Raw genomic sequence first — 14,217 nt, forward strand, 5'->3', positions numbered from 1 at the left:
GTATGTTCGACAAGACCACCTGGATTCGCCTGCCGCGCAACGTCGTGGTGGGTCACGGCGTCCTCGACCAGACCATCGACGCCGTCACGGAACTCCACCTCAGCGGCAAACCGCTGGTCGTCTCGTCGCCCACGCCCTACGAGGTGGCCGGCGAACGGGTCGTCCGGCAGTTCGCCGAGGCGGGCTACGACCCCGCCGAGGTGGTCATCGAGGAGGCCAGCTTCGCCGCCGTGCAGGAGGTCATCAGCCACGCCGAGGACGTCGACGCCGGGTTCCTGCTCGGCGTCGGCGGCGGGAAGGCCATCGACATCACGAAGATGGCGGCCGACGACCTGGGCCTCGGATTCGTCTCGGTCCCGACCGCGGCCAGCCACGACGGCATCGTCTCCGGTCGCGGGTCGGTCCCGGAGGGGGACACCCGCCACAGCGTCGCGGCCGAACCGCCCCTGGCCGTGGTCGCCGACACCCAGATTCTCTCGAAGGCACCGTGGCGACTCACCACCGCGGGCTGTGCGGACATCATCTCGAACTTCACTGCCGTCCGGGACTACGAGCTGGCCCACCGGCTGAAGAACGTCCCCTACTCGGAGTACGCCGGCGCGCTCGCCCAGATGACCGCCGAGATGCTCGTCGAGAGCGCCGACTCCATCAAGCAGGGGTTAGAGGAGTCGGCCTGGATCGTCGTGAAGGCGCTTGTCTCCTCGGGCGTGGCGATGTCCATCGCGGGGTCCTCCCGTCCCGCGAGCGGCGCCGAGCACCTCTTTTCTCACCAACTCGACCGCCTCGCGCCGGGGTCGGCGCTGCACGGCCACCAGGTCGGCGTCGGCGCCGTCATGACCGAGTACCTCCACACCGGGCCCCAGGGTCGCTGGCGGGACGTCCGCGACGCGCTCGCGGCCATCGGTGCGCCCACCACTGCCGAGGGACTCGGCATCGACGGCGAGACGGTCATCGAGGCGCTGACGACCGCCCACGAGATCCGCGACCGCTACACCATCCTGGGCGACGGGATGAGTGAGGACGCGGCGCTCGAGGCGGCGACGGTGACGGGCGTCATCTGACCGACTCGACGCCGGCCACGGACGGTTCGGCGTCCCAGCGGACCTGGTCGGTCTCCGTGGACGGCGGTTCGTCGACGTCCGCCGCGAAGACGATGACCAGCTGGTAGACCGTCTCCGCGGACGGGTCGTCGCTGTTGCAGTACCCGGTGATGATAGCGCTGTCGATGTCTTCGATGACGCAGTTGACGCCCACGTTCTCCCGGACGATGCGCTTGGCCGCAGCCTCGGGCGTCTCCTCCCCCGCGATCTGTCCGCGGGGCACCGTCCAGCCGCGCTCGCCCTCGCGGACCAGCACGTCGTCGGCCTCGTTGCGGACGACCACGTGGACTTCGGCCCCCTCCCGTCCGCTCCCGGTCGCGACCCGCCGGTACCGTTCGTCGTCGACCTCGTAGGTGGTCTGGTTCACCGTGACTGCCCCGTAGACCTGCTCCAGGCGTTCCAGCCGGTCCTGGACGTCCTCCCGGGTCTCCCCGTCGCTGACCATACCGCCACCTCGAAGGGATCGTGTATAAAGTCGTTCATTATTTTCATCCCTGTTACTGGGCGGAATCGATAGACTGCAGCCCGTCGGTGAACTCGATGGGGCGCCGTCGTCCGGTTTTCCCTGGGGCCCGCAGGACGCCCTTATATATTCCCGGTCCGCCTCGCTCGTTCAGACGTGTTCGTCAAGGAACTCGACGACGCGCGAATAGGCCTCGATGCGGTTCTCGCGCTTGCTGATGCCGTGTCCCTCGTTCTCGAAGATGAGTCTCTCGACCGGGACGCCGTGGGACTCGACCTCGGCGGCGATCTGCTCGGCCTCCCCGACCGGCACGCGGGGGTCGTTGGCCCCGTGGAGGACGAACAGCGGCGCAGTGATGCGGTCGGCGTTGTTGAGCGGGGAGATGGACTCGAGGAACTCGCGGTCGTCCTCGAGCGATCCGTACTCGGCCTCGCGGAGCTCGCGGCGCCACTCGCCCGTGTTCTCCAGGAAGGTGACGAAGTTCGCGATGCCGACGACGTCGACGCCGGCCGCCCAGAGGTCCGGGTACTCGGTGAGCGCGGCGAGCACCATGAACCCGCCGTAGGACCCGCCCATCGCGACGACGCGGTCCTCGTCGACCGCCGGGTGGGCGTGGAGCCAGTCGACGCCGGCCCGGAGGTCCCGCACCGCGTCCATCCGTTTTTCGACGTCGTCTAAGTGGGTGTAGGCCTTCCCGTAGCCGGTCGATCCGCGGACGTTGGGCTCGAAGACGGCGTAGCCCCGCGAGAGGAAGTACTGGGTCAGCCCCGCGAAGGAGGGCCGACGCTGGCTCTCGGGGCCGCCGTGGATGTCGACGATGACCGGCGTGTCGCCGTCCTCGCCTGCGTCCCGGGGGAGCGAGAACAGCGCGGGGATCTCCCGGCCGTCGAATGACTCGAAGCGGATCACCTCGGGTTCGACGAACGTCTCGCGAGGGATGCCGGCCGTCGAGGCGGCCGTCCAGCGCTCGGCGTCGCCCGTCTCCGTCTCGACCACGTAGAGGTTCGTGTTCACCGTCCGGCCCGTGACGCTGACCGCGAACCGCTCGGCGTCGGGCCCCCACGCGACGCCGCCGGCCAGGCCGCCCGGCAGGTCCGGCGTCGGGAAGGGGTCGACGGTCGTCGGTCCAGCGAGCTCGCCGACGGTCAGCTCGTTGTAGCCGTCCACGTTGCGCGAGAAGGCGATGCGCCCCGTCGACTGGTCCAGCGCGACCCCGTCGATGTTCCACTGTGGGTCCTCGCGGACCGGTTCGAGCGTCCCGTCCAGGTCCAGGCGGGCGAGATACAGCAGGTCGCTGTCCTGGTCGGTGACGAGATAGAGGCTCTCGCCGTCGGGCCCCCACGAGGCGCTGAGGTAGCGGACGGTCCCCTCGTGGGGGGTGAGGTGTGTCAGGTCGCCACGCTCGACGTCCAGCACGTAGAGGTCCTGGTCGAAACTGGAGTGGGCCTCGCTGACGACGAGGTGGCTGTCGTCGGGCGACCACCCGCCGACAGTGAGCCACCCGTCGCCCTCGTGTATCAGCTCGGCGTCGGTGCCGGTCACGTCGCGGCGCTGGACGTAGATGTCGAAGACGGCCTCGTTCCGGCGGTTCGAGGCGAACGCGAACGCCTCGCCGTCGTGTCGCCACCCGCCCCAGCGGTGTTTCGCGTCGGGGTGGGCGGTGAGGTTCGTGAGGCGGTTCTCGCCGTCCAGGCGGTACAGCTGGGCGCGCTCGTTGCCCCCCTCGTCCATCCCGAAGACGAGTTCGTCGCGCTGGGGTGCGTAGTCGACGAAACTGACCGGTTCGTCGAAGAAGGTCCGCTGCTCGGGCCACCCGCGTGGTTCCCCGAGAGTCCAGACCTGGCCCACGCCGGTCGTGTCCAGCAGGAACGAGAGCGTTCCGTCGGCGGAGATAGACGCGCCGTAGGCGCTCCGTACGTTCAGGTAGCGTTCGAGGTCGTACTCGTACACGCCACCCCGAAGGCGGGGCACCGCCAAAACAGTTTGTGGCGAACGGGTGGCTTTGCCGGCCGGTGTCGTCCCCGCCAGTATGCGTGTCGCGGTCGTCGCCATGGAGACGAGTCACTACCGGGAGACGGCCGGCCGCGAGCGGGTCGAACGGGTCGCGTCCCACCTCGCGGCGGCGGGCCACGACGTCTCGGTGTTCTGCTCGCAGTGGTGGGACGGCCACGGCAGCCAGTTTGCCCCCGAGTCGGTGACCTACCGGGCGGTCACCGTCTCGCCGACGGTCCCCTCGTTCTGTACGCGCCTCCCGGTCCTGCTGGCCCGGTTTCGCCCCGACGTCGTCTACGCGATACCGGAGCCACCCGCCGTCGTGCTGGCCGCCAGTGCCGGGGGGTCACTGGCCCGCGCGCCGCTGGTCGTCGACTGGTTCGGCGACGAGTCCGTGCCAGCGGGACGGACGACTCGGGCGGCGCTGCGGACGCCGGACCGTCTCGTCACGCCCTCAGAACTGGTCCGGACGACCCTCCGCGAGCGGGGCGCACCCGACGAACAGACCTCCGTCCTGCCCGAGAGCATCGACATGGACCTCGTGCGCGAGGCCGACCCCGCCGAGGAGGTAGACGTCGTCTACGCCCACCCGTTAGACGAAAGCGCGAACGTCAACGCGCTCTTTCTCGGCCTGGCCGAACTCCGACAGAAGGACTGGTCGGCCACGATCATCGGGGACGGTCCCGAGCGCGAGACCTACGAGCAGGAGGCAGCGGACCTGCGCATCGACGACCGGGTCGAGTTCGTCGGGGCCTGCGACCGCGAGCGGCGGGTCTCCATCTACAAGGGCGCCCACGTCTTCGTTCAGACGGCCTTCCGGGAGTACTTCGCCACCGAACTGCTGTGGGCGATGGCCTGTGGCTGTCTGGGCATCGTCGAGTACCAGGCCGAGTCCAGCGCCCACGAGCTCATCGAACAGCGCGACCGGGCCTTCCGGGTCACCAACCCCAGGAGATCGCCGACCGCATCGTCGCGTCGGCCGACTTCGAGCGCAAGCACGTAGAGGAGTCGTGGGCCGACTTCGACCACGACGCGGTGCGCGACGAGTACGAGGCGCTGTTCGACCGCCTTATCGAGGAATACGGGTTTTTCCGATGACGGACGGCGAGGACAGGCGGGTGGTGCTCGCGCTCGTCGTCCCCGAACTCGTGGGCCTGTCTTTGCTCCTGGTCTTGCTGGGCCTGAGTCTCACCGGGCGAACGACGTTCGCTGCGACGTACCCGTTCTCGCTGCGCCTCGCCGCGTTCGCGTTCGTCCTCGTGGAACTTCTCATCCCGGTCGGCGTCTACCTGGACGTCCGCCGGCGCCCGGACGACCCGGACCTGACGTGGGTCCACGCGGCGGCGGTTCCCGTGGTCAACGTCTTCGGCGTCGTCGCGTACCTCGAGGAGCGCCGCCGGGCGCTGGGCGAGTCCGGGGCGTAGGTTTATATTATTATCTAATCTACACTTCACCGGTGGTATCTCGATGCAAGCCTTCGTCATGACACAGCTCGGTGAAGTCGGATTCGCGGAGAAGGAACGACCGGAAGCGGGACCGACAGACGCGATTCTTCGCCCGACGAAGGGCCTCGTCTGTACGTCCGACGTACACACGGTCCACGGCGCGATCGGCGAACGCGAGAACCTCACGCTCGGACACGAGGTCGTCGGCATCGTCGACACGGTCGGCGCGGCCGTCGAGGACTTCGAACCGGGAGACAGAGTGGTCGTCGGCGCGATCACGCCCGACTGGGGCTCGGCCGCCGCACAGGACGGACACTCCTCGCAGTCGAACCAGGCGCTGGGGGGCTGGAAGTTCGCCAACGTCAAAGATGGCGTCTTCGCGGAGTACGTTCACGTAAACGAGGCGGACGCGAATCTGGCACACATCCCCGAGTCGGTGACCGACGAGGAGGCGGCCTACGTGACCGACATGATGAGTACCGGGTTCATGGGCGCGGAGAACGCCGACATCCCGGTCGGCGGGACCGTCGCGGTCTTCGCGCAGGGCCCCGTCGGACTCATGGCCACGAAGGGTGCCGCGCTGCAGGGCGCCGGGCGCATCATCGCCGTCGAGACGGTCCCGAACAGACAGGAACTCGCCCGGGAGTACGGCGCCGACGACATCGTCGACTTCGAGGAAGGTGACCCGATCGAACAGATCATGGACCTGACGGACGGTGAGGGGGTCGATTCGGCCATCGAAGCGCTGGGGCGCAGCGAGACGATCGAGCAGTGCGTGAAGGCGACGAAACCCGGCGGGACCATCTCGAACGTCGGCTACCACGGCGAGGGCGAGTACGTGAACATCCCCCGCGAGGAGTGGGGCGTCGGCATGGCCGAGAAGACGATCACGACGGGGCTCTGTCCGGGTGGCCGACTGCGTCTCCGGCGCCTCCTGCGCCTGCTGGAGACCGGCCGCGTCGACCCGACGCACATGACCTCCCACGAGTTCCCCTTCGAGGAGACCGACGAGGCGTTCCGCCTCATGGAGACCAAGGAGGAAAACATCGTCAAACCGCTCATCGACTTCGAGTAACCGCAAAATCGTGGCGGGAGTGGGCCCGAGGGCACTCGCTTCGCGCTGCCCGTCGAGGCGGGGCGTCGTGTCCGTTCGCGTGGCACGTCCGTCCGTTGGCTACCGGGTAGCGGCCGGCGGGACGTAGACGAAACCCGTTTGACCGTCCGACCGCTACCGTGACCAGTGACAGACGACGAGGCAGCCGACGGTGACGACCTGGGGGACGCCGATGCCGCCGGGACAGACGACGGCCCGGCCGTCGAACTCGATGCGGTCTACGACGCGTTCGACGCCGTGGGCCGACCCCACCTCACGGCGACCGAACTCTCGCGAAAGACCGACCTCACGCCCGACGAGGCCCGGGAGGCGCTGGTGGCACTCGAAGCGGACGGCCAGATACAGCGCCACGACGTCTCCGAGGTGGCGTCGGTCTGGTACCCCACCGACGTCGCCGAGGTGACCAAGCGCGAGCGGGTCGTCCTCTTCCCGGACCGCCGGGAGATCGTCGTCGAACACCCCGAACAGTTCACCCGCGCGCAGCTCTCGCAGTTCGCGCGGTTGCAGGACAGCAACCGGTCCGGAGGGTCGATATACGAGATTCGTGAGGAGGACATCTGGGCCGCGCCCCACGACTCGCTGGACGCGCTGCTGTCGACGATGCGTGACGTGCTGGGCGAGCGCTCGCCCCACTTAGAGGAGTGGGTGACGGGCCAGTGGGAACGGGCCCGGAAGTTCCGCCTCTATACCCACGAGGACGGCTACGTCGTCCTCGCGGCGGCGAACGACGACCTGATGGGCAACGTCGCCCGGCAGAAACTCGACGAGGACCACCTCCGTGCACCAATCTCGGACTCGGAGTCGTGGGTCAACGAGGACAGCACCGCCGAGATCAAGCGGGTCCTCTACGAGGCCGGCTATCCGGTCCGCGACGAGCGCGACCTGGAGACCGGCGACGCCCTGGACCTGGACCTCCTGCTTCGACTGCGCGACTACCAGCAGGACTGGGTCGAGCGGTTCGTCGACCAGGGCTCGGGCGTGTTCGTCGGCCCGCCCGGGTCGGGCAAGACCGTCGCCGCGATGGGTGCGATGGCGGCCGTCGGCGGCGAGACGCTGATACTCGTTCCCTCGCGCGAACTGGCCACGCAGTGGCACGACGAACTGGTCCGCCACACCTCGCTTACTGACGCCGACATCGGCGAGTACCACGGCGGCGAGAAGTCCATCCGGCCGGTGACCATCGCCACCTATCGGACCGCGGGGATGGACCGTCACCGGAAACTGTTCGACCAGCGCCGCTGGGGCCTCATCGTATACGACGAGGTTCACCACGTCCCGAGTCCGATTCACCGGCGCAGCGCCGACCTCCAGACCAAACACCGACTCGGCCTCACCGCGACGCCCACCAGAGAGAGCGACGACGAGGAGGAGATATTCACGCTCGTGGGCCCACCCATCGGGACCGACTGGGGAAAGCTGTTCGACGAGGGCTACGTCGCGGAACCGGAGGTCGAGATTCGCCTCGTCCCCTGGGGGACCGAGGACGAGCGGACCGAGTACGCGGCCACGTCGGGCCACGACCGCCGCCAGGCCGCCGCGTCGAACTCCGGGAAGCTCGCGGAGGTCCGCTACACGCTCGCCGAACACCCCGCGGCGAAGGCGCTGGTGTTCGTCGAGTACTTAGACCAGGGCCGGGCACTCAGCGAGGCGCTGGACGTCCCCTTCATCAGCGGCGAGATGCCCCACGTCGAGCGCGAGCGGCTCTTCGGCGAGTTCCGCCGGGGTGAGCGCGACACGCTGGTGGTCTCGCGGGTCGGCGACGAGGGCATCGACCTCCCCGACGCCGAACTCGCCGTCGTCGCCTCGGGGCTGGGCGGATCGCGCCGTCAGGGGGCCCAGCGCGCCGGCCGGACCATGCGACCGGCGGGCGAGGCGCGGATGATTCTGCTGGCCACGCGCGGGACGACCGAGGAAGACTTCGTCCGGCGGCAGATGCGCCACCTCGCCTCGAAGGGCATCCAGGTCACCGAGACGGAGAGCGAGGCCGTCGAGTCGCCAGCCGACGCCGAGTAACTGGGTTCACTCCTCGAACCGCGTCGGGTCGCTCGCCGCGTGGACGACGTCCACGGCGGCGACGTTCTCGGGCACGTCGTGGACGCGCACGATGTCCGCGCCGCGTTCGGCGGCCAGGGCAGTGGCCGCCACGGTCGCCGACGTGCGCTCGTCCGGTCCCCGGCCGACGAGGCCGAACATCGACTTGTGGGAGTGGCCGACCAGCACCGGACAGCCAAGCGCCCGGAACTCGTCGAGCCGGTCCAGCAACTCGAAGTCCTCGGTGGGTGACTTCCCGAAGCCCAGCCCCGGGTCGACGATGATCCGCTCGCGGTCCAGCCCCGCCTTCTCCGCCAGCAAGACGCGCTCTGTCAGCTGGTCGATGCAGTCCTCGACGACGTCGTCGTACTCGACGTCCGTGTCGGGGTCGACCGGCGTGTCGATGGAGTGCATCACGACCACGGGGACGTCGTACTCGGCGGCGACGAGTCGCATCTCGGGGTCCTCCAGGCCCGAGACGTCGTTGAGGACGTCCGCGCCGGCGTCGAGTGCCGCGCGGGCGACGCTGGCCTTCCGGGTGTCGATGGAGATGGCCACGTCGGCGTCGGCCAGCGCCTCGATGACGGGCACGACCCGCTCACGTTCCTCCTCGGCGGGAACCGGGTCGGCACCGGGCCGGGTGGACTCGCCCCCGACGTCGAGGATGTCGACGTCCGCCTCGACCATCGCTTCGGCCCGTTCGACGGCGTCCGCGACGTTGTCGTACTCGCCGCCGTCGTGGAAGGAGTCGGGGGTGACGTTCAGGATGCCCATGACGGCGGTGCCGTCGTCCCACGGGTACGTCCGCTCCGGGGGCGACCGCTGGATGCCCAGCGCGTCGCGCAGTTCCTCGCCGAACGTCGCCAGGCCGTACGGTTGCCCCTCCAGCTTGTCGGTCAGGCGCTTGAACTGGGCCATCGTCGCCATCAGCACCACGTCCACCTTCTCCTCGTCCTGGTTGTTCAGGCCGGAGATGGCACACTCCCCGCCCAGCGAGAGCAGTTCCTCCTTGAGGTACTGGGCCTGCCGTACCTGGACCCGGGTGCGCAGGACGCGGTGGACGGCCTTCCCGCGCATTCGCCAGGCACCGGCGTCGGTGACGTCGGCAGCCTCGATGGTCTCGCGGGCCTCGGGGATGGAGTCGACCTGCTTTGGGACCATCGCCCGCGACCAGCGCGTGCGGGCCTCGCGGACGGCGTAGAGCGACCCGGTGACGAGGACGGCGTCGTCCGCGCTCGCGGCCGCCAGCGCGATACCGACCGCGCCCGCGACGTCGGAGCGCGTCTCGACGGTGGCGTCGGTCACGTCCTCGACGGCGCGGGCGACGACCGACGTCGACTCCGCCCGGTCGACGTTGGGCTTGCAGGCGACGACGTGGTCGGCGTCGGCGAGCCCCGCGGCGATGCCGGTGTGGTCCTTGTCGACCATCGCGCCCAGCACCACGTGGAGGTCGTCGTACGCGAACTCGTCGAGCGTCTCGACGACCCGCGCGACGCCGCCGGGGTTGTGCGCTCCGTCGAGGACGGTCAGGGGCGACTCGTCCATCACCTCGAAGCGACCCGGCCAGTGGGCGTTGCGCAGTCCTCGCGCCAGGTCGGCCTCGGCGACGTCGGCCACCTGCCGGCACAGCGCCGCCGCGACCCCCGCGTTCTGGGCCTGGTGTTCACCCAGCAGCGGGAGGCGGGTCTCGACGTGCCAGTCCGGCCCGTCGAGCGTGACGGCGGCCTCGAGGCCCTCGCGGCCGCGGTAGGTCACCGTCACGTCCGTCTCGGCCGCCTCGCCGACAGTCAGTACCTCGCCGGCGACGGCCCGGACCGCTTCGAGTGCCGACCCCGTGGCGCCGGTCACCAGCGGTTCGTCGTCGGGCGCGACGTGGGCCTTGTCGCGGGCGATCTCCGCGACGGTGTCGCCGAGGATGTCCGTGTGTTCGAGCGTCACGGAGGTGACCGCGCTGGCGACGGGGTCGACGACGCTGGTGGCGTCGTGCTTGCCGCCGATGCCGACTTCCAGGACCGCCACGTCGACGTCCTGGCGGTCGAACTCCCAGAGCGCGAGCGCCGTCAGCGTCTCGAAGAACGTCGGCGAGTCGCTGGTCGCGCCCTGCGCGGTGAGATGGGCGAACGGCTGTGACGAACTCGACGAGGGCCGCCTTCGACAGCTTCCGGCCGTTGACCGTGACACGCTCGCGGACGTCGTCCAGGTGTGGCGAGGTGTACCGGCCGACGTCCAGGCCCGCCTCCCGGAGCGTGCGCTCGACCATCCGGACGGTCGAGCCCTTCCCGTTGGACCCGGCGACCTGGACACACCGCAGGTTCTCGTGGGGGTCGCCGAGTTCGGACAGCAGGTCCCGCGTGGCGTCGGTGCCGGTCCCGGACGGGAACCGGCGCAACTCGAGGAGGAAGTTCGCGGCCTCGTGGAACTCCATGCACGCACAAATCGGAGCCGCGCGCTTTAGCCTGTCGGACCTACCGCTCACCGGCGGTGTCGCGTTGGCTCCACTTCACGACGGCCGCCGCGACGGCGAGAAAGCCCATCCCCAGCAGCGGCGCAACGTCGACCGACCCGGCCGTCCTGCTGGTCGAGTCCGCCGACTCGCGCTCGGCGTCACTCTCGGCCTCCTCGGTCACTACTGCTGGCGAGTCGACGGCCGGCCCCGAATCCAGCTCGCCGGCCGACGCCTCCATAGTCGCCGCTTCCTCGTCGAGCAGCGTCGGCTCGGCCGTGTCGGTCGGGTCCCCCGACTCCGGCTCGTCGGTCGACTCACTCTCCTGGCTGGTCGCGACGTCGCCGGTATCCCCCATCCCCGTGTCCTCGTCGCTGTCGGGGCGCCACTCGTCGACCGGTTCGTCGAAGCTGTCGACCGTCGGTGGCTCGGCCTCCGAGTCCTCGTCTGCGCCCCGGCGGCGGAGCCACCACAGCGCGGCGCTCGCGATGCCGACGAGCAGGAACAGGACGCCGACGAGGAGCAGGCCGTACTCGCGGACGGCCGGCGGCAGGCGGTCCATCAGGCCGCCCTCCGAATCGTCGTCGGCACCGGCACTCACGTCAACGACAGCGTCGCTCGGCGGTGGCGTCTCCCCCGGCCCCGCTCTCGGGGCGCCGAACCCGTCTCCCTCGGCCGGCGCAGCGGACTCGTCGCCAACTGCGACACCCGGGACCTTCCGGAGCACGCGGGCGGCGGGGCCGACGTTCGCCTCGACCCTGATGAACGTATAGTCTCTCATACGTGTTCTAACGGCCCGCCGGGACGTGAAGCTACCCCCGCTCGCGCTCGGTCAGCGGTTCGGACTCCCTGCCGGGCCGCTTGGTCGTCTCGGCGATGGTCGACGGGCCTCCCTCGTCGCCTGCTCCCTCGAGGACCGACTCGAGTTCCCGTTCCAGGTCGGCCTCCGAGAGGTCGCCGTCCACGTAGCCCTGGACCAGCTCCGCCCGGCGCTCCTCGGGCGTCGGTTCGGGCGGTTCGAAGCGGTCCGCGAGGCCCAGCCTCGACAGCGGCGGGAGGATGCGCTCGAGTCGACGGATGGCGTCGGCTACGCCCTGGTGGGTCGGGAGCGGCGCGCGGCGGCGCAGTTCCACCGCGAGTGCCACCGCGAGCACGAGCGAGAGCCCGAACAGCACGAGCGGCCCGAGGACGGCGAGCGCGACCGGCGCCAGTATCGGGCCGCCCGTCAGCAGCGTCGACAGCGTGGCTATTGCCCCGACGAGGCCGAGGCCGACGGCTCCGGCGGTGGTCAGGACGACCCCGGCGAACAGCAGGAGGGCGGTTGTCGGCGACCCGGGACACGCGCGTAGATACGGCCAGGACAGGCAAATGCGTTTGGCACGGGTGGGGGTAGTGTTTAGCCAAGAGATCGAGGTCGTGAACAGCCAGCCGGGGCGTTCTAGCCCTCAAACCGGTTGCTGCAAAAGCACATACTCTCCGGTCGGGACCGACTCGGCCGGAGTCGACGGTCGCTCAGTCGTGGCGGAACGACCGCTGGCCGGTGAACACCATGGCCATGTCGTGCTCGTCGGCGGCCTCGATGACGCTCTCGTCGTTCTTGGACCCGCCGGGCTGGATGACCGCCTCGATGCCGGCCTTCGCGGCCTCCTCGATGCCGTCCGGGAACGGGAAGAACGCGTCGGAGGCCATCACGGCGCCTTCGGCGTCCTTTCCCTCGGCGTGCTCGTCGGCCTTCATCGCGGCCAGGCGGACGGCGTCGACCCGGGAGACCTGCCCCATGCCGATGCCGACCGTCTCGGTCCCCTTCGCGAAGAGGATGCCGTTGGACTTGACGTGCTTGAGCGTGTGCCAGGCAAAGAGCATCGACTCGATTTGCTCGTCGGTCGGCTCGCGCTCGGTGACGACCTCCAGGTCGTCGGCGGTGAGGTGCTGGGTGTCGCGCTCCTGGACCAACCGACCGCCGACGAGGGGTTTCTCGGTGATGGTGTCGGTGACCTCGAAGTTGTCGGTGACCTCCAGCACGCGCAGGTTCTCCTTCTCGAAGAGGACGTCCAGCGCGGCGTCGGTGTAGCCAGGCGCGACGACGACCTCCTTGAACGAGTCGATGATCTGCTCGGCGGTATCGGCGTCACAGGTGCGGTTGAGCGCGACGATGCCGCCGAAGGCGCTCATCGGGTCCGTCGACAGCGCCTTCGCGTAGGCGTCGGCGAGCGAATCGGCGGTCGCACAGCCCGCCGGGTTCGTGTGCTTGATGACCGCTGCGGCCGGCTCCTCGAACTCCTTGATGAGGTTCAGCGCGCCGTCGGCGTCGTTGTAGTTGTTGTACGACAGCGCCTTCGCGCCCTCGTTGAGCTGGTCGGCGTGGACGACGCTTGCTTCCGACACCGTGGTGTCGGCGTACAGCGCGGCGTCCTGGTGAGGGTTCTCCCCGTAGCGCAGGTCCGCGGCGCGGTCGTCCGAGACCAGGCGGCGCGCGGGGAAGTTCCCGCCGACGTCGCCCTCGACCGAGACGGACGTGTCCTCGTAGTCGACCTCGACGCGGTCCTCGGCGAACCACTTGACGACGCGGGGGTAGGCGGTGAACTCGCCCTGGTAGAGGACGCGCTCTTTCAGGTCGTCGACGTCGTCGCCCTCGACGACAGGGATGGGTTCCTGGGTGACGATGGGGCCGCCGTCGACCGTCTCGTCGACGACGTGGACCGTACAGCCGGTGACCTTCACGCCCGCCTCGAGCACCTGCTCGTGGGCGTCCATGCCGGGGAAGTTCGGCAGGAGCGAGGGATGGACGTTGAGCGTCGTCGGCGCCTCGTCGAGGAACGTCTCGCTCAGGACGCGCATGTACCCGTCCAGCGTTACGAGGTCGAAGTCGTACTCCGCGAGGGCGTCCAGCACGCGCTCCTCGTGGGCCTCGCGGGCCTCGCCCTCGTCGCGTTCGACGACTTCGGTGGGGATGCCGCGCTCTGCCGCCGCGTCGAGGACGGGCGCGTCGGCGTCGTTCGTCAGTACGACCGCGAACTCGGCCCCGCCCGGGGCCCGGTCCGCGATGTTCATGAGGTTCCGGCCGCGGTTGCTGGCCATGCCGGCGAGTTTCATATGCGAGTGGGCGCGGACTGTGCAAAGTAGTTGCGAAACGACCGCTCGACGAGGCTCGCGACACACAATCGAGTGGTCCGGGCCCACCCCGAAGCGTTTTCTCCGGAACCGGTGTACCCCCCGCTCGTGCTCGGCGAGACGCGCAGCGAACTGGCGATCGGGCTCGGCATCTCGGGCTTCGTCCTCCTCCTCGGTGGTGGCACCTGGTATCACCCAACGCTGTTTGCCGTCCTGCTCGACGACTGGGACCTGACGCCGTGGGCCCAGCTGCTGGTCGCCCCAGCGTTGCTCGTCGGCGGGTGGATCCTGACGCTGACCCTGGGCGTCGGCTGGGCCGCCGGCCCGGGGGTCGGCCTCGTCACCGCCGGGGCGGGAGCGCTCTGTCGCCACGAGTACCGCGACGCCGACGCGGCGTGGCCGACCCGACGGGTGTCATGGACGCTCGTCGGTCTGGGGACGGCGCTGTGCGTGACCGGACTCCTGACCGTGCTGTGAGCGATCGCCGGCGTTCGCGTGTCGACGTGCATTTGTAGCCG

At 69.6% G+C, this 14,217-nt stretch carries 10 protein-coding genes and 2 pseudogenes; 6 read left to right on the forward strand and 6 right to left on the reverse strand.

Going from position 1 to position 14,217, the window contains the following annotated elements:
- The first annotated feature begins 2 nt into the window (after window positions 1-2).
- Window positions 3-1,061: an NAD(P)-dependent glycerol-1-phosphate dehydrogenase gene (locus P1N55_RS16685; RefSeq protein ID WP_276276623.1), complete on the forward strand. Its 1,059-nt coding sequence runs from the start codon at window positions 3-5 to the stop codon at window positions 1,059-1,061.
- On the opposite strand, the gene P1N55_RS16690 is transcribed toward P1N55_RS16685, so the two are convergent.
- On the reverse strand, window positions 1,054-1,545 hold the full coding sequence (locus P1N55_RS16690) for an NUDIX hydrolase (RefSeq protein WP_276276624.1): 492 nt from the start codon (window positions 1,543-1,545) through the stop codon (window positions 1,054-1,056). The genes P1N55_RS16685 and P1N55_RS16690 overlap by 8 nt on opposite strands.
- 168 nt (window positions 1,546-1,713) lie before the next feature.
- Window positions 1,714-3,513 (reverse strand): S9 family peptidase, encoded by a 1,800-nt coding sequence (locus P1N55_RS16695; RefSeq protein WP_276276625.1) that lies wholly within the window; start codon window positions 3,511-3,513, stop codon window positions 1,714-1,716.
- 79 nt (window positions 3,514-3,592) lie between these two features.
- Between P1N55_RS16695 and P1N55_RS16700 the strand changes: the two are divergent.
- The 4 genes and pseudogenes from P1N55_RS16700 (at window position 3,593) to P1N55_RS16715 (ending at window position 8,127) form a co-directional block, all read left to right on the forward strand.
- Window positions 3,593-4,653, forward strand: a pseudogene (locus P1N55_RS16700) (glycosyltransferase family 4 protein).
- Window positions 4,650-4,979 (forward strand): hypothetical protein, encoded by a 330-nt coding sequence (locus P1N55_RS16705; protein WP_276276626.1) that lies wholly within the window; start codon window positions 4,650-4,652, stop codon window positions 4,977-4,979. Before P1N55_RS16700 ends, P1N55_RS16705 begins: the two are co-directional and overlap by 4 nt.
- A 43-nt stretch (window positions 4,980-5,022) precedes the next feature.
- Complete coding sequence (locus P1N55_RS16710; RefSeq protein ID WP_276276627.1) at window positions 5,023-6,075, forward strand: NAD(P)-dependent alcohol dehydrogenase; 1,053 nt, start codon at window positions 5,023-5,025, stop codon at window positions 6,073-6,075.
- A 165-nt stretch (window positions 6,076-6,240) separates the two neighbouring features.
- Entirely contained in the window at window positions 6,241-8,127 is a 1,887-nt protein-coding gene (locus P1N55_RS16715; protein WP_276276628.1) for a DEAD/DEAH box helicase family protein, read from the forward strand.
- 6 nt (window positions 8,128-8,133) lie between these two features.
- On the opposite strand, the pseudogene folP reads toward P1N55_RS16715, so the two are convergent.
- The 4 genes and pseudogenes from folP to purH form a co-directional block, all read right to left on the reverse strand.
- Window positions 8,134-10,570, reverse strand: a pseudogene (gene folP / locus P1N55_RS16720) (dihydropteroate synthase).
- Window positions 10,571-10,610: 40 nt separating this feature from the next.
- A complete protein-coding gene (locus P1N55_RS16725; RefSeq protein WP_276276629.1) occupies window positions 10,611-11,369 on the reverse strand; it encodes a hypothetical protein in 759 nt (252 codons plus the stop codon).
- Between the two features lie 31 nt (window positions 11,370-11,400).
- On the reverse strand, window positions 11,401-11,763 hold the full coding sequence (locus tag P1N55_RS16730) for a hypothetical protein (protein WP_276276630.1): 363 nt from the start codon (window positions 11,761-11,763) through the stop codon (window positions 11,401-11,403).
- 337 nt (window positions 11,764-12,100) lie between these two features.
- Window positions 12,101-13,681 (reverse strand): bifunctional phosphoribosylaminoimidazolecarboxamide formyltransferase/IMP cyclohydrolase, encoded by a 1,581-nt coding sequence (gene purH / locus P1N55_RS16735; protein WP_276276631.1) that lies wholly within the window; start codon window positions 13,679-13,681, stop codon window positions 12,101-12,103.
- 126 nt (window positions 13,682-13,807) lie between these two features.
- Here purH and P1N55_RS16740 point away from each other — a divergent pair, with 126 nt between their 5' ends.
- Window positions 13,808-14,176 carry a hypothetical protein gene (locus P1N55_RS16740; protein WP_276276632.1) on the forward strand — a complete coding sequence of 123 codons (369 nt, stop codon included), beginning with the start codon at window positions 13,808-13,810 and terminating at the stop codon, window positions 14,174-14,176.
- Window positions 14,177-14,217: the final 41 nt, after the last annotated feature.

This window comes from Haloarcula regularis, from assembly GCF_029338315.1.
Lineage (GTDB): Archaea > Halobacteriota > Halobacteria > Halobacteriales > Haloarculaceae > Haloarcula > Haloarcula regularis.